At 68.7% G+C, this 24,526-nt stretch carries 21 protein-coding genes; 2 read left to right on the top strand and 19 right to left on the bottom strand.

From position 1 onward, the window contains the following. Positions 1-9: 9 nt before the first annotated feature. The 12 genes from ACUWEX_RS06410 to ACUWEX_RS06355 form a co-directional block, all read right to left on the bottom strand. Positions 10-510, bottom strand: a complete 501-nt coding sequence (locus ACUWEX_RS06410) for a DUF2004 domain-containing protein (RefSeq protein WP_079727343.1) — start codon at positions 508-510, stop codon at positions 10-12. Continuing rightward, positions 510-1,385 (bottom strand): signal recognition particle-docking protein FtsY, encoded by an 876-nt coding sequence (gene ftsY, locus ACUWEX_RS06405; RefSeq protein ID WP_077053429.1) that lies wholly within the window; start codon positions 1,383-1,385, stop codon positions 510-512. The genes ACUWEX_RS06410 and ftsY overlap by 1 nt, the downstream gene beginning before the upstream one ends. A 9-nt stretch (positions 1,386-1,394) precedes the next feature. Next, entirely contained in the window at positions 1,395-5,255 is a 3,861-nt protein-coding gene (locus tag ACUWEX_RS06400; RefSeq protein ID WP_445997471.1) for an AAA family ATPase, read from the bottom strand. Positions 5,256-5,337: 82 nt separating this feature from the next. Continuing rightward, complete coding sequence (mutM, locus tag ACUWEX_RS06395; RefSeq protein WP_445997470.1) at positions 5,338-6,303, bottom strand: bifunctional DNA-formamidopyrimidine glycosylase/DNA-(apurinic or apyrimidinic site) lyase; 966 nt, start codon at positions 6,301-6,303, stop codon at positions 5,338-5,340. 33 nt (positions 6,304-6,336) lie between these two features. Continuing rightward, a complete protein-coding gene (rnc, locus tag ACUWEX_RS06390; protein ID WP_445997612.1) occupies positions 6,337-7,080 on the bottom strand; it encodes a ribonuclease III in 744 nt (247 codons plus the stop codon). A gap of 103 nt (positions 7,081-7,183) precedes the next feature. Continuing rightward, positions 7,184-7,387 (bottom strand): 50S ribosomal protein L32, encoded by a 204-nt coding sequence (rpmF, locus tag ACUWEX_RS06385; protein ID WP_077053432.1) that lies wholly within the window; start codon positions 7,385-7,387, stop codon positions 7,184-7,186. 2 nt (positions 7,388-7,389) lie between these two features. Then, positions 7,390-7,884 (bottom strand): YceD family protein, encoded by a 495-nt coding sequence (locus tag ACUWEX_RS06380; protein ID WP_077053971.1) that lies wholly within the window; start codon positions 7,882-7,884, stop codon positions 7,390-7,392. A gap of 137 nt (positions 7,885-8,021) precedes the next feature. Further along, entirely contained in the window at positions 8,022-10,259 is a 2,238-nt protein-coding gene (locus tag ACUWEX_RS06375) for a transglutaminase family protein (protein WP_445997469.1), read from the bottom strand. A 116-nt stretch (positions 10,260-10,375) separates the two neighbouring features. Further along, positions 10,376-11,698 carry a DUF58 domain-containing protein gene (locus tag ACUWEX_RS06370; protein WP_445997468.1) on the bottom strand — a complete coding sequence of 441 codons (1,323 nt, stop codon included), beginning with the start codon at positions 11,696-11,698 and terminating at the stop codon, positions 10,376-10,378. A gap of 5 nt (positions 11,699-11,703) precedes the next feature. After that, positions 11,704-12,732 carry an AAA family ATPase gene (locus ACUWEX_RS06365; RefSeq protein ID WP_445997467.1) on the bottom strand — a complete coding sequence of 343 codons (1,029 nt, stop codon included), beginning with the start codon at positions 12,730-12,732 and terminating at the stop codon, positions 11,704-11,706. Then, on the bottom strand, positions 12,729-13,208 hold the full coding sequence (gene coaD, locus ACUWEX_RS06360; RefSeq protein ID WP_079727336.1) for a pantetheine-phosphate adenylyltransferase: 480 nt from the start codon (positions 13,206-13,208) through the stop codon (positions 12,729-12,731). The genes ACUWEX_RS06365 and coaD overlap by 4 nt, the downstream gene beginning before the upstream one ends. A gap of 115 nt (positions 13,209-13,323) precedes the next feature. After that, positions 13,324-15,534 carry an ATP-dependent DNA helicase RecG gene (locus ACUWEX_RS06355; RefSeq protein WP_445997466.1) on the bottom strand — a complete coding sequence of 737 codons (2,211 nt, stop codon included), beginning with the start codon at positions 15,532-15,534 and terminating at the stop codon, positions 13,324-13,326. 57 nt (positions 15,535-15,591) lie between these two features. Between ACUWEX_RS06355 and rsmD the strand changes: the two genes are divergently transcribed. Continuing rightward, the gene (gene rsmD / locus ACUWEX_RS06350) at positions 15,592-16,161 is read left to right on the top strand and encodes a 16S rRNA (guanine(966)-N(2))-methyltransferase RsmD (protein ID WP_445997465.1); all 570 of its coding nucleotides are present in this window, start codon (positions 15,592-15,594) and stop codon (positions 16,159-16,161) included. 120 nt (positions 16,162-16,281) lie between these two features. Here rsmD and thiL read toward each other — a convergent pair whose 3' ends face one another. Beyond that, entirely contained in the window at positions 16,282-17,274 is a 993-nt protein-coding gene (gene thiL, locus ACUWEX_RS06345; protein ID WP_445997464.1) for a thiamine-phosphate kinase, read from the bottom strand. 24 nt (positions 17,275-17,298) lie between these two features. Between thiL and ACUWEX_RS06340 the strand changes: the two genes are divergently transcribed. Further along, complete coding sequence (locus tag ACUWEX_RS06340; RefSeq protein WP_445997463.1) at positions 17,299-17,907, top strand: DUF3515 family protein; 609 nt, start codon at positions 17,299-17,301, stop codon at positions 17,905-17,907. Positions 17,908-17,980: 73 nt separating this feature from the next. Here ACUWEX_RS06340 and ACUWEX_RS06335 read toward each other — a convergent pair whose 3' ends face one another. Genes ACUWEX_RS06335 through leuC form a run of 6 tightly spaced genes read right to left on the bottom strand, consistent with a single transcriptional unit; the run spans position 17,981 to position 24,469 of the window. Next, complete coding sequence (locus ACUWEX_RS06335; protein WP_445997462.1) at positions 17,981-19,075, bottom strand: D-alanine--D-alanine ligase family protein; 1,095 nt, start codon at positions 19,073-19,075, stop codon at positions 17,981-17,983. Then, positions 18,978-20,105 carry an NAD(P)H-dependent glycerol-3-phosphate dehydrogenase gene (locus ACUWEX_RS06330; protein WP_445997461.1) on the bottom strand — a complete coding sequence of 376 codons (1,128 nt, stop codon included), beginning with the start codon at positions 20,103-20,105 and terminating at the stop codon, positions 18,978-18,980. The genes ACUWEX_RS06335 and ACUWEX_RS06330 overlap by 98 nt, the downstream gene beginning before the upstream one ends. Beyond that, complete coding sequence (locus ACUWEX_RS06325) at positions 20,095-20,883, bottom strand: lysophospholipid acyltransferase family protein (RefSeq protein WP_445997460.1); 789 nt, start codon at positions 20,881-20,883, stop codon at positions 20,095-20,097. The genes ACUWEX_RS06330 and ACUWEX_RS06325 overlap by 11 nt, the downstream gene beginning before the upstream one ends. A gap of 4 nt (positions 20,884-20,887) precedes the next feature. Continuing rightward, complete coding sequence (gene murA, locus ACUWEX_RS06320; RefSeq protein WP_077053444.1) at positions 20,888-22,258, bottom strand: UDP-N-acetylglucosamine 1-carboxyvinyltransferase; 1,371 nt, start codon at positions 22,256-22,258, stop codon at positions 20,888-20,890. A gap of 19 nt (positions 22,259-22,277) precedes the next feature. Next, complete coding sequence (leuD, locus tag ACUWEX_RS06315) at positions 22,278-22,874, bottom strand: 3-isopropylmalate dehydratase small subunit (protein WP_079727328.1); 597 nt, start codon at positions 22,872-22,874, stop codon at positions 22,278-22,280. Positions 22,875-22,876: 2 nt separating this feature from the next. After that, a complete protein-coding gene (leuC, locus tag ACUWEX_RS06310; RefSeq protein ID WP_445997459.1) occupies positions 22,877-24,469 on the bottom strand; it encodes a 3-isopropylmalate dehydratase large subunit in 1,593 nt (530 codons plus the stop codon). Positions 24,470-24,526 lie beyond the last annotated feature (57 nt).

Here is a 24,526-nt window from a genome sequence, read left to right as displayed (position 1 = left end):
CGAAGGTCGCTATTCGACGATCGTGATCGAAACAGGTGTGACCGAGCGGCTGAGCGAAACGAGGAGCGCGAGGTCGGAGCTATCCGGGTCGAGGGCGAACTCGAGGTCGACGAAGGCCTCGGTGTCGGAGGATGCCGAGGGGTGCACGGCGACGCGCGTGAGCACGAGGGAACGGATGAGGTCGACGTCGAGGTCGCCCGAGTGGTCGACGAAGAGGTCCTCGATGCCGTCGCCGTATTCTTCGACCGCCTGCACGACGAACACCGACACGTCGCTCTCGCGATCGTCGACGGCCGACAGCATATCCTCGCGGGCCCGCAGATCGAGCCCCTCGAGGGCCTGCAGCAGCGCCGCAGCGATGTCGAGATCTTCGTCGCTGACGCCCTCGCCGCGCGGAACGCTCATCGACAGGTCGACATACTGATCGCCCACCTCGACCGATTCGGACCAGTAGAGCCCACCACCCGGCTGCTCCTCGATCAAGCCGAAGTAGTCGTGCTCGAGCGCCACTAGCCGACCAGCTTCTGCGCGAAGACGTGCGGCGTGAAACCGGTGAGGTCGTTGATGCCCTCGCCCTGGCCGACGAGCTTGATGGGGATGCCCGTCTTCTCCTGCACGGCGAGCACGAAGCCTCCGCGCGCCGAGCCGTCGAGCTTCGTCAGGACGAGACCCGTCACACCGGCGTGTTCGATGAACGCCTCGGCCTGCGACAGACCGTTCTGGCCCGTGGTCGCGTCGAGCACCAGCAGCACCTCGCTGATCGGGGCCTGCTTCTCGATGACGCGGCGCACCTTGGTGAGCTCGTCCATGAGGCCGCCCTTCGTCTGCAGGCGACCGGCCGTGTCGATGACGACGATCTCGGTGCCCGTGCGCTTGGCGTATTCGATGGTCTGGAAGGCGACGGATGCGGGGTCTTGCCCCTGCTGCTGCGGGCGCACGATCGCGGCCCCCGCCCGCTCGGCCCACGTGGCGAGCTGCTCGACCGCGGCGGCGCGGAACGTGTCGGCGGCCCCCACGACGACCGTGCGTCCGTAGGTGCCGAGGAACTTGGCGAACTTGCCGATGGTGGTGGTCTTGCCGACACCGTTCACACCGACGACCAGCACGACGGCCGGGCGCTCGGTGAGCTTCAGCGTCGTGTCGTACTTCGACAGGCGCTCCTCGATCGACTCGCGCAGCATGCGCTGCAGGTCGCGCGGGTCGGTGGTGCGGTAGCGGGCGACCTTCTGCCGCAGGTCGTCGACGACGAACTCGGTGAGGTCGGGGCCGAAGTCGGCCGTGATGAGAGCGTGCTCCAGCTGATCCCAGGTGTCATCGTCGATGGTGGGTTTCTGGAACATGCCGCGCAGGGCGCCGGACAAGGACCAGGGTGTACGTTCTGCCATGCATCCAGCCTACGGCGTCGCCACGCGTTGACCGACGACCGCCGACACCCCGTCTTGACGCATCGACACGCCGTAGAGGGCATCCGCGATCTCCATGGTGCGCTTCTGGTGCGTGATGACGATGAGCTGGCTGGTGGAACGCAGGTCTTCGAAGATCTCGAGCAGGCGGCCGAGGTTGGCGTCGTCGAGGGCCGCCTCGACCTCGTCCATGATGTAGAACGGGCTCGGGCGGGCCTTGAAGATGCTGATGAGCAGGGCCACGGCGGCCAGCGAGCGTTCGCCGCCCGAGAGCAGCGACAGGCGCTCGATCTTCTTACCGGCCGGTTTGACCTGCACCTCGATGCCCGTCGTGAGCAGGTCGTCGGGGTTCGTGAGCGAGATGCTGCCCGTGCCTCCCGGGAAGAGCACCGGGAACACGTCGGTGAAGGCTCGCTGCGTGTCGTCGAAGGCGCTGCGGAAGATGGTCTGCATGCGGTCGTCGAGTTCGTCGATGATCGTGAGCAGGTCCTTGCGGGTCTTCGTGAGGTCGGCGAGTTGTTCGGTGAGGAAGGCGTGACGCTGTTCGAGCGCCGCGAACTCCTCGAGGGCCAGCGGGTTGACGCGCCCGAGTTGCGCGAGCTTGCGTTCGGCACGCTCGAAACGCTTCTTCTGCGCGGCGCGATCAAAGGGGATGCCGCGGGGCGCGGCGATCGGGGCGTCCGATGCGCCATCGTCCCCCTCACCGACGGCCATTCGGCTCGCACTCTCCGGTTCGAGGGCGGTGTCGGAGGCGCTGCTCACGACGGTGTCGGCCGATACGCGCCGTGTCGCGGGAGCTCCTCCCCCACTGCCCGACTCGATCTCGGCCTCGAGTTCGGCGATGACCGCGGCCGCGGCGGCAGCCTCCTGAGCTTCGACCTTCTCCGCGATCGTCGCGAGCAGGTCGGTGTCATCGGGGACGAGCTGGTCGGGGCCATATTCGGCGACAAGGACATCCTCGACGAGGCCGAGCTCCGAGCCGGCGCGCTCGAGCAAACCCGAGAGGTGAAGCTTCTTCTCGTAGATCTGCAGCTCGAGGCCGTGCACGTTCTCGGTGATCGCCTGCAAGCGTTCGCGCAGGCCGGCCTCTTGTCGACGCAAGGCCCCGAGTTCCTCGTTTTGGCTGCGGCGTTCCTCCTCGGCGGCGGCGAGGCGCAGAGAGCTCTCGGCCACCGAACGGTCGACGGAGGCGAGCACGGCGGGGAGGGTCTCGATGACGTGGGTGGCGGCATGCACCTGTCGGCGACGGATGACCGCGCGGCGTGCCGCCTCTTCGGCCTGACGGCGTTCCTGGTCGCGGCGGCGCACGAGCGAACCGATGCGCGCGTCACCCTGGCGCACACGCTCGCGGGCCGTCTCGAGTGAGAGACGCGCCTGTACCTCGGCTTCGCGGGCCGCGTCGAGTTCGGCCATCACGGCGTCGCGCGCGCTGACGTCGAGGATCGGCCGCGGGCGGGACGAGGCCTGCTCGAGCGCCTGCTTGGCCTGATCGAGCGCGGTCTGCGCGTCGTTCACGGTGTTCTCGGCGAGGGCGAGGGCCGATCGGATGCGCTCGCACTCCGCCGTCGACGACTCGACCTGCACGAGCGCGCGGTTGACCTTCTCGCTATGGGCCGCGAGCTCGGCGTCGTATTGGCGCAGCATCTGCAGCGCGTCGGCGGACTGCTTCTTCGCCACCTGGTTCTGCTGGCGTTGCTCGGTGAGCTCGTAGCGCAGGCGCTCGATGGTCGAGGTGAGGCCCTCGAGGGCGTCGGCCGCGGCGTCGCGTTCGGCGAGCAGTTCGATGCGGCTGGGCTGTTCGCCCGAGCCGCCCGAGAGCACGTGGGAGGTGAGGACGTCTCCGGTGTCGGTGACGACGGTCACACGGTCGGGATGCGTGAGCGTGACGCGTTCGCGGCGGGCGCTGTCGACATCCGGCGCCACGTAAATGGTCGAGAGGAGCGCGAGCACGCCCTCGGGGGCCTGCACGAGCGTGTCGGCGCGCACGAGGCTGCCGGCGCGCGCCGGGAAGTCCATCGAGCCGGCGCCGTCGTGGCGAGCACTGGCCTTTGTGTCCGAACCCGCAACGTCCGCGTCTGAGGCGCGGCCTCGCTCTGTGGCGTTGGCGTCGTCCAAATTTGCGTCGGGGGGCGGGGAAAATTGCAGCGACGCGTCTCCCGCGATGACGACGTCGACGCGGCCGAGCTTGTTGTCCCGGGCGTAGGCGACCGCGCGCGCGGCGTTCTCATCGGTGTCGGCCAGGACGGCTTCGGCGAGAGTGCCGAGCGCCGCCGCGATGGCGGCCTCCGAACCGGGCGTCACCTGCACGTGGTCGGCGACGACGCCCAAGATCCCCGCGAGCCCGGCGGCCGTCAGGTCGGCCGAGCCGTTCTTCACGTCGAGGGCGCGGGATAGGGCGCTCTTCTTGGCCTGCAGGGCGTCGCGTTCCCGTTCGGCCCGGTGCAGCTCGTCGCGCAGGCGTTCGATCTCGGCATCCGTGTCGAACACGCGCGCCTGCGCGAGCTCGTACTCCTCGTCGAGGCCCGACTGCCCGTGGTCGGTGGGTGCCTCTTCGCCTTCGAGGTCGGCCAGACGAGCGGATGCATCCAGCCGGCGTTGCTCCGCCGCCTCCAGCGCGTTCTGCTGCCGCAGGTGTTCCCCCCGCACGGCCGCCAGGCGCGATGCGGCTGTGTCGGCCTGCCCGCTGAGCTTCGAGATCTCGAGATCGTGGCGCGACACGAGGGCGCTCTGCGCGGCGATCTCCTGGTCGATCCCGTCGAGGCTGGCCCGGGCCGCGGCGGTCTCGGCGGCCGCCCGCTTCCAGGCATCGTCGGCATCGTCTACGGCTGCGGTCAGGCGCAGAAGTTCGGCGCGCGCCTCATCGATGGTCGCGGCACTCACGGTCGGCTGGGCGTCGGGCGTCTCGGCCTCGCTGCCGAGCAGGGCCAGGCGCTGGTTCGCCAACGTGTAGAGGCTGCGCAGTCGTTCCTGCACCGATTCGAGTGCGAACGCCGTGCGCCTGGCTGTGTCGACGGCGTCGCCGATTTGCGCCTGTTCGAGGCGGGAGGCGCGCAGCTGGGCCTGCTCGAGCTGCTCTTGCACGACGATGCGTTCGCTGTGCCGCTCCTGCTCGCCGCGGGTGTGGTCGTCGAGGGCGCGGCGCAAGGCCACCACGTCGTCGGCCAGGAGGCGGGCTCGAGCATCCCGAACCACGGCCTGGATGCTCTGGGCCTCGCGCGCGATCTCGGCCTGGTGTCCGAGCGGCTTCAACTGGCGACGGATCTCGCCCGCGAGGTCGCTCAACCGCGTGAGGTTGGCCTGCATGGCGTCGAGCTTGCGCACGGTCTTCTCTTTGCGCCGACGGTGCTTGAGGATTCCGGCGGCCTCTTCGATGAACCCGCGACGCTCTTCGGCGCTGGCGTGCAGCACCTGGTCGAGCTGCCCCTGGCCGACGATGACATGCATTTCGCGGCCGAGACCCGAGTCGCTCAGCAGTTCTTGCACGTCGAGCAGCCGGCAGCTGTCGCCGTTGATGGCGTATTCGCTGCCGCCGTTGCGGAACAGCGTGCGGCTGATCGTGACCTCGGTGTAGTCGATGGGCAGCGCGCCGTCGGAGTTGTCGATGGTGAGCAGAACCTGGGCCCGGCCGAGGGGCCCGCGCGTCGACGTTCCCGCGAAGATGACGTCTTCCATCTTGCCGCCGCGCAGCGTTTTGGCGCCCTGCTCCCCCATCACCCAGGCGAGCGCGTCGACGACATTCGATTTGCCCGAGCCGTTGGGCCCGACGACGCACGTGACGCCCTGCTCGAAGGCGAACGTCGTCGATTGCGCGAACGACTTGAACCCCTTCAGCGTGAGGCTCTTCAGGTACACCGGGTTCGCCCTTTCGGTGGCGGGAGATTGATCTTTCTACGCTAGCGGATGCGGTGCCCGGAGCCCCGGACATCCGCGCGTTTCAGGCCTTGTCGGCCGTGCGGGCAGCGCTCGCCTCTGCGGGTTTCCTCGCCGCCCGTGGGCGCTTCTGGCAGAACGGGCAGAAGTGCGAGCCCCGGTTCATGAAGGAGACGCGTTCGATGGGGGTGCCGCAGCGCGCGCAGGGTTTGCCCGTCTGGCCGTAGGCATTGAGGCTGTGCGAGAAGTACCCGGATGCGCCGTTGACGTTGACGTATTGCGCGTCGAAGCTCGTTCCGCCTTCGGCAAGGGCCTTCTGCAGCACCGTGCGCACCTCGTCGAGCAGCACGGCGGCCTGACGACGCGTGAGGGCCGCGGCCTGGCGTTCGAAGTGCAGGCGCGCCGCCCAGAGCGACTCGTCGGCATAAATGTTGCCGATGCCCGACACGACGGTCTGGTCGAGCAGCACGCGCTTGATGCCCACCTTCTTGCGAGACAGCGCCTCGAAGAACGCGGGCTCATCGAAGTGCGGGTCGAGCGGATCGCGCGCGATGTGCGCCACCTGCGACGGGATGAGCGCGGCGGGCGGGATGTCTCCGGCAAAACCCGAGGGGAAGCCGTCGCGCGTGGGAACAAGGGTGTCGATGGCGAGCGAGCCGAAGATGCGTTGGTCGACGAAGTTGACACGCAAATCGCGGTGCTCAGGATGCTCGAGCGACAGTCCGATGCGCGTGCGCTCATCGAGCGTCCCCGGCTCGCGCAGCAGCATCTGGCCGCTCATGCCGAGGTGGCCGACGAGCGCGCGGGGGCGTTCATCCGCACCGGTCTCGAGCGGGAACCAGAGGAACTTGCCGCGGCGCACGGCGGCTGTGACGCGGCTGCCGCGCAGGAGGTGGACGAAGGTGCCGAGTGCGCGGTCGTGACGGCGAAGTGAGCGCTCGTCGTAGATGTCGATGTCGGCGATGCGGGCACCGACGATGGCGGGTTGCAGGCCGGCGCGAACGACCTCGACTTCGGGAAGCTCAGGCACGGGAACTGCCTTGCAGCGCGTGTGTCGCTGAAATCACCGCGTGCGCTCGGGCTTCACAAAGCCCGTCAGCTGCGACCAGGCGTCGAGGGCGGCGGCCATCTCGGCGTGCTTCTTCGACGAACCCGTTCCCTCGCCCCGCGCGACGCGGCCGACGGTGACGACGGCCGTGAAGCGGCGATCGTGGTCGGGGCCCTCGCTCGTGACCTCGTAGTGCGGCGCCGGCTGGTTCTGGCGGGCAGCGGCCTCTTGCAGGCTGGTCTTCGGGTCCATGGCGGCGCCGAAGCGCTCGCTGTCGGCGAGAAGCGGCCCGACGAGGCGGAGGACCAAGTCGGTCGCGACGTCGGGACCGCAGCCGAGGTAGACGGCGCCGATGATGGCCTCGACCGTGTCGGCGAGAATCGACGGTTTGCGCGCACCGCCCGTGAGGATCTCGCCGCGGCCGAGCAGGATGTGCGGGCCGAGCTCGATGCGCTCTGCCACCTCGGCGAGGGCGATCGTGGAGACTACGCTGGCGCGGCGCTTGGCGAGCTCACCCTCGGACAACTCGGGGTTGTCGCGGTAGAGCTTGACCGTCACGGCCTGGCCGAGGATCGAGTCGCCGAGGAACTCGAGGCGCTCGTTGTGCGGCGTGCCGCCGTGCTCGTAGGCGTAGGACCGGTGAGTCAGGGCCAACGACAACAGCTCGGGGTCGAGGTCGACTCCGAGCGTATGACGAAGAACGGACCGGTCGACCTGCTCCCCCTCGACGGAGGAAACAGCGTCGACCGATCCGGCAATTCTGCGTTCGGCGTTATTCAATTCGCGGCGGGGCGTGCTCTCGACAGGCGTGCTCTCGACAGATGCCACGGGTGAACCGATACCGAATGAACCGAGCGTCTGTTTAGACGTCGGCGACCTTGCGGCCCTTGTATTCGAGGAACAGCGCGGTGCCCGCGGAGTCTTCGACAACCTTGGCGCGGTGCGGCAGGCTGTAGGTGACCTTGCCGTTTTCGACCGTCTTCACCAGGGTGGGGACTTCGGCCTTCCACTGCGAACGGCGGGCGTGGGTGTTGGCGCGCGACTTTTTCCGCTTCGGGACAGCCATGGTTATCTCTCTTCTGTATCGGCAGCGTCGACGTCTCTCGAGCTGATGTCTGGGGTGAAACTCGCGAGCGCAGCCCAGCGAGGGTCAACGGGTTCGTGAGAGTCTTCGTCGGGTTGTTCGGCCAGCGGCTCGCCAGTTTCTAAGTCGAGACCGGGGCAGTCAGGCCGGCAAACCGGCTGAAACGGCAGTGACAAAACCACTGCGTCTCTGATGAGAGGTTCAAGATCCACGTGGTCATCGTGAACCTCATACTCAGATGCTTCCTCGTTAGGATACGCGAAAAGCTCCTGGAATTCGACTTCGACAGGCTGAACGATGTCTTTCAGGCATCGACCGCATACTCCCGTGGCCCGGGTTTCGAGTTCTCCGGTGACCAGGATGCCCTCGTGCACCGACTCGAAACGGACGCGCTGGTAGAGCGGCTCGCCCTTCGGAACGGACACGAGGCCCTCGCCGAGCTTCTCGGGCGACGGGATCTCGTAATCGTGCTCACGCATCTCGCCCGGATGCCGGACGATGTCCCGAAGGTTCACCGTAAATGGCGTCTTCTTCACATAACTCACCCCGCGAGTCTACCCGCCGCGTGCTGAGGCAATGCGCCGTTTCACCCAGGGCGGACGCGGCGTGGCGAGCCTCAGTGGGCGTCGGCGGGCGTACGTTCGCGGCGCGCCGACGGGGTGAGCACCGACGCGGGCAGGGCGGTGGCGAGGATGCGGCGACCGGTCGGACGTGAGCGTGCGAGGGCATCCAGAACCGTCGTCGTCGCCCGTTCGAGGCTGACACCCTCGGGCGGGCCCGCCACGCGATCGCCCGCGAAGCGCAGACGCTCGACGGCCTCGAGAAGTTGCGTCAGGCGCGCGGACTCCAGCGGGGCGAAGGGCACCTCGGCGGAGAGGGACTCCGCGATCTGGCGGGGTGTCGCCGCATCGGAGACCGACAGGCCGAGGTCGCGCGCGGTTTCGGAGATCTCGAGCCAGGCGACATCCGCTGAGGCCGCGCCGGAACGCAGACGGCCGAGCCGGAGCCGGCGCCGCACGCCCCGCACCGTGCCGGGGATGGCCGCGAACAGCAGCAAGAGGAGCGCGAGCAACGGGGCGGTTGCCGGAGGGGTCGCGTCGTCGGCGCTCTCGGCGACGGATGTGTCGGCCGGCGTGGTGGCGGAGGGCGTGGGCGTCGACTGCTGGCCGTTCTGCTGTTGCGGGTCGACAGGCGCCGCCGAGGACGTGGACGAGGTCGACTCGGGGATGGCGTAGTCGGGCACCTCGCCGCGGCTCGGGGTGGGCTCGAAGGGCACCCAGCCGACACCCTCGAAGTAGAGCTCAGGCCACGAGTGCAGGTCGTCCGACGAGACCGAATACGAGATTTCGTCGCCCGATGCCCCCGAACGCGTGCCGGGGAGGTAGCCGAGCGAGACGCGGGCCGGGATGCCCTCGAGGCGCGCCATGATCGCCATGGCCGACGCGTAGTGCACGCAATAGCCCGACTTCTTCTCGAGGAACTGCGCGATGACGTCGAAACCGTCGCCGTCGTAGCCCTCGTCGACGGGCGCCGATTCGGAGTAGAGGAAGTCGCCCGAGCGGAAGTACTGCTGCAGGTCGACGGCACGCTCATAGGCGGTGGTGTCGCCCTCGGTGGCCTGGTCCGCAGCATCCCGAATCGTGCCGGGTACATCGTCGGGCAGATCCAGGAAGCGCGAGACATCCTCAGGGAATCCAGCGGATGCCTCGGCCAGCTGCTCGGGCGTGGGCTCGATGTTCTGGCTCGTCGCCGTATAGGTCTGGTCGCGCGTGCTCGAGATGCGACTCGAGAGCGTCAGGCCCTCGACATCCCACATCCACGTGCCGCGCAGATCGGAGACTTCGGTGCTCGGGAACGGCACGGGAAGCCACGGGCTCTCCATGGTCTCGATCTGAACGCGCGTCGTAGCCTCGGTGGTGGCGATATCGGGACCGAGACCCGGGATGTCGATCACCGTGTCGTCGTCGTTGCGCTCGGTGCGGTCGGAATTCGACGACGACCACGTGGTGCCGTCGAACTGATCGAGGGTGAGCAGGCGGAAGTACTGGCGGTCTTGGCTCGTGGTGCTGTAGCGGAAGGCCTCGCTCGTGCCGGGTTGCCGTAGGTCCTTTCCGAGGTCGATGAGCGGGCTCACTCCCCCGCCGATGCGCACGCCGCCCGCGGATGGCACGAGCGAGGCGCCGTTGAAACCGGGGACGTTGAGGGTGGCGATCAGCGCGACGACGATGGCCGCTGCGCCGACGGCGGCCACACTGCCGAAACTGCGGCGAGCCAGGCGGCGAGCCCCCGCATCGGCCCACAACACCAGCACGTAGAACACGGCGCACAGAGAGAACGACCACAGGTCGACGTCGCCCGTGAAGATGCCCGGCACGATGGCGAGCCCGATGACCGGCACGCCCACCACGGCGGGCATGCGGCCCGTGAACGCGACGACGTCGAAAAGCACGGCGAAGAGCCCCGCCCCCACGACGAGGAGGAACTGGATGCCGATGTCGAGCGTCGCGGGCGTCGCCTGCGAATTGATGGACGCCGCACCGGCGTTGGCGAGAGACGAGATCGTGTCGATGCTCGCGGGGGTGGGGATGACGAACAGGATCGAATCACCGGCCGCGAAGAGCATGACAATGCTGGCCAGCCAGATGACGGCCGCGCCGACCGAGGCCCCCCATCGCGGCGCACCGAGCAGGCGGATGATCTGGGCGCCCACGAGCACGACGATGCCGACCAGTGCGGGCTCGAACCACCAGTCGATGCCCTCGATGACGGGCGCGAGGCCGCTGATCGCCACGAGGAAGAGCGCGACGAGCGCGAGTGTGAGAGGCCAGAGGGTCGTCGCGCGGACGCGGCGCACGAAACGAGAGTGGTCGGAGACGGAGCGATCGGCCGGACGGGACGACGAGGAGCCGCGGCCGCCACCGCTATCGCCGGAGGGACGTGACGCGGAGGGACGTGGAGGCGCTTGCGTGCTCATCGGCGTGCCCCCTCGCGGTCCGTGCCGCCGACGGCGATCTGACGCCAGGCATCGTCGAGCGGGCGGCCGGCGGGCAGGTGGGCGGCGCGCCATCCATTCGTCAGGAGGGAGTCGCGGAGGGCCGTTGCCGAAACCGACTGCTCTGCGGCGACCATGGCCACGGCCGGGTCGGCCGCACCCTTCACCGCGGTCAGGCGCGTCGAGCTGGCCGTGCCCGTGCCGGTGAGCACGCAGAACACCGGCAGCATGCCGCCGAGGGAGCGCAGATGCCCATCGACACCCGACCACACGTCATCGTCGTCGGTGGCGATCACGCGGCGCACGTCGGCCAGGTCCATGAGCAAGCTGGGTGCCGAACCGGGGCTGTAGTGACGCACGCGCGGGGCAACGCGGTCGCCCTCCCGTTCGAGTGCGGTCGCCGTCTCGATGACCGTGACCGCGAAACCGTCGGCGAGAAGCCGCAGCGCGATGGATGCCGCAGCCTCCACAGCTCGCTCGAACTCCGCCTCGGCGGCCGAGGTCGACGCGCCCGCACTGAGGCCGTTCGACGCCGCGCGCGGCGCAACAGTGGTGTCGAGCACGACACACGCCTCGGGATCGCCCTGCTGCTCTTCTTGCCGCACCATCAATTCGCCGCGGCGCGCGGTCTGCCGCCAGTGCACGCGGCGCAGCGGGTCGCCGGCGCGGTATTCGCGAGCGATGAGTTCGTCGGCGCGCGGATTCGAGGGCACATAGAGCTGGTGTCGCCCGCCCTCGCCCGAGGCCGTGAGCACGCCCGGCTGGTCGAGCACCGTCACGCGCGGCGTCACCGTGAGCGTCGACACCTCGCCCGCGGGCCGGAGCGCGACGGCGAGACCCAGCGGGTCGCCGTAGCCGAGCCAGAGCGGGCCGATCGGATAGCGGCCACGCTTCGGGGCACGCACGCGGTACTCGACCATGCCGCCGAAGCGACGGGCGTCGGCACCCGCCGACCAGAGGTCGCCGCCTTGTTCGCCGAAGCCCGCGGGCAGCTGTTCGGCCCAACGGTTGAGGCCGCGCGCCGAGCCCGTGGCCTCGATGACGACGCGCACCGTGGCGAGCTCGCCGACGGCGACGGCCGGTTCGGCGAAACGTCGGCGCACCTGCACGCGGGGCCGCACCATCCAGACCAGCACGGCCGAGACGAGCACGAGCGTGAGCAAGAAGAAGCCCACGTAGAGACCCTCGCGGCGGTCGATGAGTGTCGACGCCACGATGAAGGCGAGGGCGACCGCGAGAAAACCCCAGCCGCGCACGGTCGGGCGCACGGCGGCGCCGGAGGAACGTGAGCGTCGGGCCATGTGTTCTACCGCCCGGGAACCGGGACCGGGGTGTTCTCGACGATGCCCGCGAGTATGCCGGCGACGAGCTGGTCGGCATACTGGTGCTGGCCGAGGGCGCGGCCCGTGGGCACGACGCGGTGGCCGAGCACGGGAAGCACGAGTGCGTCGATGTCGTCGGGCAACACGAAGTCGCGACCCGAAACGAGCGCCAGGGCCTTCGCCGCCCGCACGAGCTGCAGCGTGGAGCGCGGGCTGCCACCGAGGCGGATGTCGGGGTGCTCGCGCGTGGCGCGCACGATGTGCACGGCATACTGCTTCACGGCTTCGGCGACGTAGACGTGGTGCACGGTCGCAATGACGCGTCTGAGGCCGGCCGTGGACAGCACGGGCTCGAGCACCTGAAGCGGATTGGCCTCGTTGCGGGAGCTCAGCATGCGCAACTCGGCGGTCTCGTCGGGGTAGCCCATCGAGATGCGCGCCATGAAACGGTCGCGCTGGGCTTCGGGCAGCGCGTAGGTGCCCTCCATCTCGATCGGGTTCTGCGTGGCGACGACCGTGAACGGCGTGGGCAGCGGGTAGGTCGAGCCGTCGACGGTGACCTGACGCTCCTCCATGCATTCGAGCAGCGCGGATTGCGTCTTGGGTGAGGCGCGGTTGATCTCGTCGCCGATGACGATGTTCGCGAAGACGGCACCCGGCTTGAACTCGAAGCGACCATCGACCTGGTTGTAGACCGAGATGCCCGTGACATCGGAGGGCAGCAGGTCGGGCGTGAACTGGATGCGACTCACGGTGGAGTGCACCGACTTGGCGAGGGCCTTGGCGAGCATGGTCTTGCCCACGCCCGGAACGTCTTCGATGAGGAGGTGGCCCTCGGCGAGCAGCACGACGAGCGCGGTGCGGATCTCGGCCGATTTGCCGTCGATGACGTGCTCGACGTTGGCCTGCACGCGCGCGACGACCTCGGTGGCCTCCTCGATCGTCATCGCGATATCGGATGTCGCGGACGAGGCCTGCCCGTCGGTCGGGGCACTGGTGGGATAGGTGGTCATGATTCCTGCAAGAAGTCGGCGACGGGCGCGGGAACGTAGGGTCGGATGTCGCCGCCGAGAGAGGCGACCTGCCGCACGAGCGAGCTGGACACGTGCGCGTGGGCGGGGTCGGGCAGCAGGAAGATCGTCTCGACGCCCGCGAGGTTGCGGTTGACGATGGCCATGGGCGTTTCGTAGGCGACGTCGACCTGCGAGCGGATGCCCTTCACGAGCACGGTGGCTCCGACATCCGTGGCGTAGTCGACGAGGAGGCCGACGCTCCACGACGCGACGACGACGTTGGTGATGCCGAGGGCGGCTATCGATTTCTCGAGCAGGGCGACGCGCTGCGCGATGGGCAGCAGGGCCGCCTTGTCGGGGTTGTGCACGACGAGCACGTGGAGCTGGTCGAACAGCCCCGCGGCTCTCTCGATGACGTCGAGATGACCCAGGGTGACAGGGTCGAACGAGCCGGGAACAACGGCGATCCTCTGCATCGCTCTAGCTTACCGGCCGGTCGTTACCTTTCCGTGACGATCAGACAATCGTCAGGGACGGTGAGGAAGCCTCTCAGGGCCGCTCGGTTTCGCCGGCGTTCCGGCCGAGGGAAGCTCAGTTTTTGGAGAGGGCCGCGCGCTCGGCGTCGTCGAGGCGGCGCTCGAGGGCCGACCGCAGGGCGGGATGCTGCGCGAGATCGGGATCGCCCGCGAGGAGTTCGCCCGCGTGCTCTCGGGCGCGCATGATGAGGTCGCCGTCGGAGACGACGCGCAGCAGCTTGAGCGAGGACCGCCCGCCCGATTGCCGATTGCCGAGCACGTCGCCCTCGCGCCGCAGCTCGAGGTCGATGGTGGCGAGCTCGAAACCGTCGATGGTGGATGCCACGGCCTCCACTCGCTCGCGTGCCGTCGTCTCGACCGGGGCCCCCGTGACGAGCAGGCACAGGCCCGCGTGCTGCCCACGCCCGACGCGTCCGCGCAGCTGATGCAGCTGCGACACCCCGAAGCGGTCGGAATCGAGCACGACCATGGTGGAGGCGTTGGGCACGTCGACGCCGACCTCGATGACGGTCGTCGCGACCAGGATGTCGATGTCACCGGCCGCGAAGGACTGCATGATGGCATCCTTCTCCTCGGACGACATGCGGCCGTGGAGCGCCTGGATGCGCAAACCCGACAGGGCGTCGAGCCGCTGCAACTCGGCGAGCGTGTCGACGACGGTGTGCGGGAGCGCGGGCGCGGGCTCGGCCGGGTCGGATTCCGAGGCCGAGGCAGAGGCAGCGGCGTCATCGGCCGTCGCGGGCAGATTCTCTCCCTCTTCGGCGACGGCGCGGTCGATGGCCGAGCACACGACGAAGGCCTGGCGCCCCTTGGCGACCTCTTCGGAGACGCGCTGCCACACCCGCCCCATCCATCCCGGCCGGTCTGCCGTGGGCACGACGAAGGATTTGATGCCCGCGCGGCCCGCCGGCAACTCGTGGATAGTGCTGACGTCGAGGTCGCCGAAAACCGTCATGGCGACGGTGCGCGGGATGGGCGTGGCCGTGAGGACGAGCACATGCGGGGGCACGTGGCCCTTCTGCCGCAGGGTTTCGCGCTGCTCGACGCCGAAACGGTGCTGCTCGTCGACCACGACGAGGCCCAGGTCGTAGAAGCTCACGGTGTCGGACAGCAGCGCGTGCGTGCCGACGACGATCTTGGCCTGGCCGCTGACGACGCGCAGCAGGGCACGTTTGCGCTCGGCCGCGGACAGCTGGCCTGTGAGCAGGGTGGGCACGAGCTCGGCGGCGAGGTCGGGGCCGAGGGAGCGCACGATCGAGCGCAGGTGCTGCGCCGCCAGGACCTCGGTGGGCGCGAGCAGCGCCGATTGGCCGCCCGAATCGGCCACGGCCAGCATCGCGCGCAGGGCGACGAGCGTCTTACCCGAGCCCACCTCACCCTGCACGAGACGGTTCATGGGCGCGGGGCTGCCCAGGTCGAAGAAGATCTCGGAGCCCACGGACTGCTGGTCGCCCGTGAGCGAGAACGGCAGCGCGTCGTCGAAGCGGTCGAGCAGGCCGCCATCCTTCGGCACACGCACGGTGGCGATGCGTGCGCGATCGCTCTGGCGTTGCTGCAGAAGCGCCGCCTGCAGGATGAACGCCTCGTGATACCGCAACGTGTCGCGCGCACGCATGAAGTCGGCGTCTTTCTGCGGGCGGTGCATGAGTTCGTAGGCCTCGCCGAGACCGAGCAGCTGCTCTTCGGCCCGCACCTCGGCGGGCACCGGGTCGTCGAGGGAGGGCAGCTGGTCGAGCACCAGCTCGACGGACTTCTGCACCTGCCAGCTGGCGATCGTCGACGTGGCGGGATAGATGGGAATGGGCATCTGCGCCCACTTCTTGGCCGCCTGCGAATCGGCCGGCCGCGTTGCCTCGTCGAACAGCTCATAATCGGGATGCGCGAGCTGCAACGCCCCGCGATAAGCCCCGACCTTGCCCGCGAAAATGCCCCGCACACCGGGCGACAGGTCCTTGGCCCGCCACGCCTGATTGAAGAACGTGAGGGTGAGGATGCCTTCGCCGTCGGTGATCTTGACCTCGAGGATGGACCCGCGGCGGGCCCGCATGGGTCGCTCGCGCACCTCGATGACCTCGGCCACGATCGTCACCGCATCGCCGATGGGCAGCTGGTCGAGCGCCGTCAACTCGCCGCGGCGGGCATAGCGCCTCGGGTAGTGCGCCAGCAGGTCGCCGACCGTGCGCAGGCCGAAGGCCTTCTCGAAGGCCGTGGCCGTGCGCCCGCCGAGAATGCCCGACAGCGCGGCATCAAGCGGGGACTCGGTCATGCGTCGAGTCTATTCGGGGCCACCGACATCGGCCGGTCGTCCCGCTATCGTGGAGCGGTGACCCGAATCGTCGCCGGCGCGGCCGGATCCCTCACCCTGCAGGTGCCGAAGCGCGGCACCAGGCCCACGAGCGACCGCGTGCGCGAGGCCATCTTCTCGGCCCTCGACGCCCGTGATCTGGTGCGGGGCGCGCGCGTTCTCGACCTGTACGCAGGGTCCGGGGCGCTGGGGCTCGAGGCCGCGAGCCGCGGGGCCGTCCACATCGACCTGGTCGAGCGCGGGACCGAGGCGGCGCAGGTGTGCCGCCGCAACGCGACGGTCGTGCGCAAGGCGCTGGCTAGCGACATCCCGATCGATGTTCATGCCAAGTCGGTGCAGGGGTATCTGGATGGGACACCGACGGGAAACTGGGACATCGTTTTCATCGACCCGCCCTATGACGTGGGTGAAGACGAGTTGACGGCGGTTCTCACGTCGTTGGCCCCCCTCGTCGCACCGGGCGCGAGCATCGTCGTCGAACGCAGTGCCCGCACGCCGCAACCCACGCTGCCCGCAGGCCTCGAGGTCGAGCGCCGCAAAGACTACGGCGAGACCACTCTGTGGTGGGTCGGGCCCGTCGAAGAATAGGTCATTCTGGGCGACTTGCTCCGAAGACTGCGTGCGTTGCCTCACCGCGGAATGATTGGCTCGGGCCCCCACGCGGCGACGAAGCTGGGCACCGGAGCGACATCGCACCGATATCGAGAGTCAGCCCTGCGCGCCGCTCCACGAGCTATAAGGGTCCCAACCATGCGGGTCGAGGTCGGTGCCGTCGAGGCTCACACCGTGGCCCGGCAGGACCCGGCCGATGACGGTGAAGCCCTCGGGGACGGCATCCTCGGTCGGGAACGCCGCGAGAAGTGAGTGGTCCTCTCCCCCGCGCAGCGCGAACCGGCCGTGCGGTTCGAGCGCAGTACCCGAGATATCGAGGCGCACACCGGATGCCGCGGCCAGGCGTGATGCGTCGAGGAGCAACCCGTCCGAGACATCCATCATTGCCGTGGCACCGGCCTCGGACGCGATGACGCCGTGGCCGATGGGCGGGTGCGGCGCGGTCTGGGCCCGGATGAGATCGGGGTGCTCGGTACGCAAGCGGGCCGTTGCCTCGACATCAGGATGCCCGTCGGCGTCGACGCCGTGCCGGAACAACAGGTCGAGACCTTCGGCGGCGCGGCCCATCGAGCCCGCGATTGCGAGCACATCGCCCGCGTGAGCGCCCGAACGGAGGACGGGTTCGCGACCCTCGAGGTCGCCGAAAGCCGTCACCGCGATGGTCAACGTGGCCGAGACCGAGAGGTCTCCGCCGACGACGCCACACCCCGGTGCCATCGCCGCACACCCCTCGCGGATGCCGTCGGCCAGCTGTTCGAGGAATTCGACCGGCAGGTCGGCCGTCGCCGCCAGTGCCACGACCAGGGCCGTCGGCCGGGCCCCCATCGCCGCGACGTCGGAGAGATTGGATGCCGCGGCCTTCCAGCCGAGCTCGAACGGCGTCGACCATGCCATCCGAAAATCGGGGCCGTGCACCATGAGGTCGGTCGTCACGACGAAACGTCCATCGGGGGCGCGCACGACGGCGGCATCGTCGCCCGGGCCGACGAGCGCCGCATCGGCCGCTCGAAAACGGGGCAGGATGCGGGCCAATAGCTCCGACTCTGCTGTGTGTCCGACCCGCTGGGGGTCGACGCCTGAGGACGACATATCGACAACGGTAGCCTGGAAGCGATGTCTTCCCGAAAACGCCTCCTCCCCCTCGTCAGCGCCCTGGGCGCCGTCGCGCTCGCGCTCGTCGTCACCGGCTGCGCACCGACCGTCACGGCCACCTCGGCCCCCGACGCCAACGACCCGGCGTGTGCCGACGTGACCGTGCGGCTGCCCGACACCGTGGCCGGCAAACCGCAGCGCGACACCGACGCGCAGGCGACGGGCGCGTGGGGAACACCGGCCGCCGTCCTGCTGCACTGCGGCGTCGCGGTTCCCGGGCCCACCACCGATACGTGCGTGTCGCTCAACGGCATCGACTGGATCGCCGACGACAGCGACAAACCCAACTACCGCTACACCACCTACGGCCGCACGCCCGCCGTCGAGGTGTTCGTCAACTCGGATGCCGACACGGGCGGCGTCAGCGGAACGACGGCCCTCATCGACCTGGGGCCGGCCGTGTCGACCATCCCCGCGACGAAGGCGTGCACGGGCCCCGAAGACGTTCTGGGCGGCGTCGGCTCGGACAACGGCGACCCGACCGCAACACCCGTGAACCCGGCCGAGCCGTCGACCAAACCGTCGGCCGAACCGACGACGGAGCCGTCAAACCCGACGCCCACTCCGTAAAGCCCGGCCGTAACGCCCGGCACTGTGCCGTCTCCCGCGCCGCTGGCGCACGCTGCGGCCGCACGCGGCGCGATCAGCCGCGTCGGGCGACCGCGACCTCGATGAGCTCGGTGATGAGCTCGGGGTAGCTGAGACCCGACGCCATCCAGCACGTCGGGAACATCGAGATGGGCGTGAACCCGGGCATGGTGTTGATCTCGTTGACGACGAGGTCGTCGCCCGAGAGGAAGAAGTCGACGCGGGCCAAACCCTCGGCGCCGATGGCGTCGAAAGCGCGCACGGCGACGTCTTGCAAGCCCGCGAGCTCGGCGTCGGTCAGCGCGGCCGGGCACACCAGCTCGATGCCGGGGGCGTCGAGGTATTTGGCGTCGAAGTCGTAGAAGTCGCGGCCCGTGATGATGACCTCGCCGGCCACGGAGGCGCGCGCGGGTTCGCCCGGGCGGCCGCCGAGCACGGCGATCTCGACCTCGCGGCCCGGCATGCCCGATTCGATGAGCACCTTGTCGTCCTCGTCGAAGGCGATACCCATGGCACGGTGCAATTCGGCGACGTCGCTGACCTTGCTGACCCCGACGCTCGATCCGGCGCGAGCCGGCTTCACGAACACGGGCGCGCCGAGCTGCTCGAGCGCCTGCTCGGCCACCGACGGTTCGGTGGCATAGTCGAGGGCCGTGATCGTGCGCCACGGGGCGACCTGGATGCCGGCCTGCTGCAGCACCGTCTTGGTGAAGTGTTTGTCCATCCCGAGGCTCGAGGCGAGCACACCCGATCCGACATACGGGATGTCGGTGAGCTCGAGCATGCCCTGGATGGTGCCGTCCTCGCCGTAGGGACCGTGCAGGATCGGGAACACCAGGTCGATATCGCCCAGCACGTCGACCGTGCCGTCCTCGCGCACGACGCGCAGCGTGCGGGAACGCGTGCTGTCGGGCCACTGCACGCGCGTGCCGTTGTCGAGCACCTCGGGCAGCTTCGCGGCGTTGAGTGCGAAGCGCGACGGGTCGTCGACCTCGAGCACGAACGCGCCGTCCCGCGTGATCCCCACCGGGATCACGTCGTAGCGCGTGCGGTCAATTGCCGCCAGAACCCCGCCCGCCGTGGCGCAGCTGATGGAGTGCTCGCTGGAACGGCCGCCAAAGAGAACTGCCACCGTCGGCTTGGGGTTCATCGTTCGTCCTTTCGCCCTGAGGTTCATCAGAGTCGGTGGTGAGGTGAGGGGCGATGTCTTTCGGGTTGAGAGTACCGTTCAGCACCTGTTCGACCTGTTGGACGATCGGCATGTCGACGCCGATGGTTCGCGCGAGTTCGAGAATGGGGGCCACGGATGCGAGGCCCTCCGCCGTCTGCTGCATCTGCTTCACGACGGCGTTGAAGCTGTAGCCCTGGCCGAGCAGGCGACCCGCCGTGTTGTTGCGGGACAGCGGGGACTGGCAGGTGGCGATGAGGTCGCCGAGCCCCGCGAGACCCGACAGCGTCTCGGCTTTAGCGCCGTGGGCGACCGCGAAGTCGGTCATCTCGACGAGACCACGCGTGATGATCGACGCCTTCGTGTTCTCGCCGTAGCCGACGCCGTCGACGATGCCGATGGCGACGGCGATGAGGTTCTTGAGCACGCCGCCGAACTCGGTGCCGATGACATCCGTGTTGACGAATGTGCGGAAGTAGCGGTTGCGCGCGAGCAGGGCCACGGCTTGGGCGGTCTCGAGGTTCGACGACGAGATGACGGCCGCGGTGGGCTGTTCCTTCGCGATCTCGAGGGCCAGGTTGGGGCCCGAGGCCACGGCGATGCGGGAGGGATCGATGCCGAGACCTTCTTCGAGCACCTGGCTCATGCGCAGGCCCGTGCCTTTTTCGACGCCCTTCATGAGCGAGACGACGATGGTGTCGGGGCCGATGAGCGGCTTGAGAGCGACGAGGTTGTCGCGCAGCGTCTGGCTCGGCACCGAGACGTAGATCTGCGCGGCACCGCGCACGGCGGCGGCGAGATCGCTTTCGGCGGTCAGGTTCTCGGGCAGCGTGACGCCCGGTAGGTAATCACTGTTGCGGTGGCGCAGGCGGATGTCGTCGGCCAGCTCGGGGCGGCGCGCCCACATGGTGACGTTCGTGCCGCCGTCGGCGAGGATCTTGCCGAAGGTCGTGCCCCAGCTGCCGGCACCGATGACGGCGACGCGTGTCGCGCCGGCGGGTTTACGACTCAAAGCGGCCCGTCTCCTTCTGGTTGTGCTTGGACGGGTCCCAGCGCTCGGCTGGTGCCTTCTCGCCGCGCAGCTGCTCGAGCAGCTTCGTGATGTCATCCATCACCGCGGAGGTCGCCTCGGTGAGCGTTGCCGAGTCGAGCGGGCGGCCGGCGAACGCCGACAGGTCGACGGGCTCGCCGAGCAGCAGGTCGATGCGCTTGGGCGGGAAGAAGTTGATCTTCTTCGAGTAGCGCGCCATGACCTTCTGCGTGCCCCAGTGCGCGATGGGGTAGACCGGGATGTCGTGGGTGAGCGCGATGCGCACCGCTCCCGTCTTGCCGCGCATGGGCCACATGTCGGGGTCGCGCGTGAGCGATCCCTCGGGGTAGACGATGACGCCCTGCCCGGCCTTGACGAGCTGGGCCGCGGCGGACACGGGGTCGTTGCCGCGCGTCGAGCCTTCGCGCTCGACCGGGATCTGCCCCGCCTTCTTCAGCGTCCAGCCGAGGAGCTTGTTCTTGAACAGCCCCGCCTTGGCCATGAAGCGCGGCGCGCGGCCGATCTTCCACACCGCGAGGGCGACCACGATGGGGTCGATCTCGCTGTAGTGGTTGGGCGCCAGGATGAAGGGCCCCGTGCGCGGAAGCATCTCGGGGTTGCGGATCTTGAGCCGCATCATCGACCACGAGACGGGTACCACGATCGCCGCGAGGGGCCACAGGAAGGAGGGTTTCGCCTTCTCGGGGCCCGCTCGCAGTCGGCCGGGTCGAGGGGTCAGCTCGGACTTCTGGTCAGGCATGGGTTCAGCCTTCGAGAACGAAGTCGGCTCCCAGCTGTTCCAGCTTGGTGATGAACTTCTCGTAGCCGCGGCTGATGATGCCGACGTTCGAGACGGTGGAGGAGCCTTCGGCGCTCAGCGCCGCGATCAGGTGCGAGAACCCGCCGCGCAGGTCGGGCACGACGATGTCGGCGCCGTGCAGCTTCGACGGACCGGAGATGACGGCCGAGTGGTTGAAGTTGCGCTGACCGAAGCGGCACGCCTGGCCACCCAGGCACTCCTTGTGAATCTGGATGGTGGCACCCATGTCGACCAGGGCGTCGACGAAGCCGAAGCGCTGTTCATACACGGTCTCGTGCACGATCGAGACGCCCTCGGCCTTGGTCAGGGCGACCACGAGGGGCTGCTGCCAGTCGGTCATGAAGCCGGGGTGCACATCGGTCTCGATCACCACGGGGCGCAGCGGCGTGCCGGGGTGGTAGAAGCGGATGCCGTCGTCGTGGATCTCGAACTTGCCGCCGACCTTGCGGAACACGTTGAGGAACGTGAGCATCTCGGCCTGGCGTGCGCCGCCCACGAAGATGTCTCCGTCGGTGGCGAGAGCGGCGGCAGCCCAGCTGGCCGTCTCGTTGCGGTCGAACAGGGCGCGGTGCGTGTAGCCCTCGAGGCGGTCGACGCCCTCGATGCGGATGACGCGGTCGGTGTCGACCGAAATGATCGCGCCCATCTTCTGCAAGATGTTGATGAGGTCCATGATCTCGGGCTCGATGGCGGCGCCACGCAGCTCGGTGATACCCGCCGCGCGCACGGCCGTGAGCAGGACCTGCTCGGTGGCGCCGACGCTCGGGTAGGGCAGCTCGACCTTGGTGCCCGACAGGCCGTTGGGGGCCGTCATGCGGATGCCGCTCGGCAGCTTCTCGACCACGGCACCGAACTGGCGCAGCACCTCGAGGTGGTAGTCGATGGGGCGGTCGCCGATGCGGCAACCACCGAGGTCGGGGATGAAGGCCTCGCCCAGACGGTGCAGCAGCGGGCCGCAGAAGAGGATCGGGATGCGGCTGGAGCCCGCGTGCGCGTCGATGTCGGCCATGTGCGCCGACTCGACGGCCGACGGGTCGAGAAGCAGCGTGCCCTCTTCGTCGCCCGGGGTGACCTTGACGCCGTGCACCTCGAGCAGGCCGCGCACGACCCGCACATCGCTGATGTCGGGAACGTCGCGCAGCACGCTGGGCGTCTCGCCGAGAAGGGCGGCGACCATGGCCTTGGTCACCAGGTTCTTGGCACCCTTCACCTCGATCCGTCCGCGAAGAGGCCGCCCACCACGAATGGTGATGCGGTCACCCTTGAGGCCGACGCTCGCGCCGGCTCGGGAGGAATCTTGAAGAAGAGTAGTCATTTTCACCTGTATTACTTCGTTATCTGGCGGGAAGAGTCTTCGGGCGCCAGGGTGCTCGGGTTTCTTCGAATGCGGTGATCTGTGCTTCGTTGCGCAACGTCAGTCCGATGTCGTCGAGACCTTCGAGCAGCCGCCACCTAGTGTAATCATCGATGTCGAAAGAGACTGTGAGGTCGCCCGCCGACACGGTCTGTGCAACCAGATCGACGGTGAAGCTTATTCCCGGCTGTGCGTCGATGACGGCCCACAGCTTCTCGATGTCATCCTCGGCCACCTGGGCCGCGAGAAGGCCCTGCTTGCCCGAGTTGCCGCGGAAGATGTCGGCGAATCGCGGGCTCAAGACGACCTTGAAACCGAAGTCGCGCAACGCCCAGACGGCGTGTTCGCGCGACGAGCCGGTGCCGAAATCGGGGCCGGCGACCAGAATGCTGGCGCCCTGGAACGGGGCCTGGTTCAGGATGAACTCGGGGTCTTGTCGCCATCCCGCGAACAGCGCGTCTTCGAAGCCCGTCTTGGTGACGCGCTTGAGGTAGACGGCGGGGATGATCTGGTCGGTGTCGACGTTGGACCGCTTCAGCGGGGCTGCGATGCCCTCGACGGTGATGAATTTCTCCATGATCAGTTCTCCAGGTCGCTCGGGCTCGACAGGGTTCCGCGGATGGCGGTGGCCGCGGCCACGAGCGGCGACACCAAGTGCGTGCGCCCGCCCTTACCCTGGCGGCCCTCGAAGTTGCGGTTGCTCGTGGAGGCGCAGCGCTCCCCCGGGGCGAGTTGGTCGGGGTTCATGCCGAGGCACATCGAGCAGCCGGCGAAGCGCCAGTCGGCACCGAAGTCTTTGAAGATCTGGTCGAGACCCTCGGCTTCGGCTTCGAGGCGCACGCGGGCCGAGCCCGGCACGACCATCATGCGCACGTTGTCGGCCTTCTTCTTGCCCTTGATGATCTGGGCGGCGGCGCGCAGGTCGTCGATGCGGCTGTTGGTGCACGAACCTAGGAACACCGTGTCGACGGGGATCTGCTTCATGGGCGTGCCTGCAGCGAGGTCCATGTATTCGAGCGCGCGCTCGGCGGCGGCGCGCTCGTTGGGGTCCGAGATCTGCGACGGGTCTGGCACATTCTGCGAGAGCGAGACGCCCTGGCCGGGGTTGGTGCCCCACGTGACGAACGGCTCGAGCTCGTCGGCGTCGAGGAACACCTCGGCGTCGAACACGGCGCCCTCGTCGGTCGGCAGGGTGCGCCAGTATTCGACGGCGGCATCCCAGTCGGCACCCTCTGGCGCGTGCGGGCGACCCTTCAGGTAGGCGAACGTGGTCTCGTCGGGTGCGACCATACCCGCGCGGGCGCCGGCCTCGATCGACATGTTGCAGATCGTCATGCGGCCCTCCATCGAGAGAGCGCGGATGGCGGAGCCACGGTATTCGAGCACGTAACCCTGGCCACCGCCCGTGCCGATCTTGGCGATGACGGCCAGGATGATGTCCTTGGCCGTGACACCCTCGCGGAGCGTTCCCTCGACGTTGATGGCCATGGTCTTGAACTCTTTGAGCGGCAGCGTCTGCGTGGCCATGACGTGCTCGACCTCGCTCGTGCCGATGCCGAATGCCATGGCACCGAAGGCTCCGTGCGTGGAGGTGTGCGAGTCGCCGCACACGACCGTGATGCCGGGCATGGTCAGGCCGAGCTGGGGGCCGACGACGTGCACGATGCCCTGTTCGATATCGCCCAGCGAGTGCAGGCGGATGCCGAATTCTTCGGCGTTGTTGCGCAGCGTCTGAATCTGGGTGCGGCTCGTCAGGTCGGCGATGGGCTTGTCGATCGCGACGGTCGGCGTGTTGTGGTCTTCCGTGGCGATCGTGAGATCGGGCCGACGCACGGGGCGCCCGGCCAGGCGCAGGCCGTCGAAGGCCTGGGGGCTCGTGACCTCGTGCACCAGGTGCAGGTCGATGTAGATGAGGTCGGGCGTGCCGTTCTCGCCCTTCACGACGAGGTGGTCGGCCCAGACCTTCTCGGCGAGCGTGCGCGGGCCGGCGTTGTCGGTGGCGACCGCTGAGGCCGAGGCCTGTGTGTCGGCGACGACAGCCTGATCGGGCTGACTTGTCTGATCGGGCTGACTCTGGCGATCGGGCTGCCCGGCGAGGTTCGCGGCGCCCGTCGTGGAATCGGCGCTCGCAACCGGCGTGCCGGATGCTGACGTGTTCGATGTCTGCTGCATTGACGTTTTCCTTCGAGAAAGGGGGTGGTCAGGCACCGCCAAACTCCGCGTCGAGGG

The organism is Okibacterium fritillariae (assembly GCF_052783725.1).
This window is presented reverse-complemented; position numbering and strand designations above follow the sequence as displayed.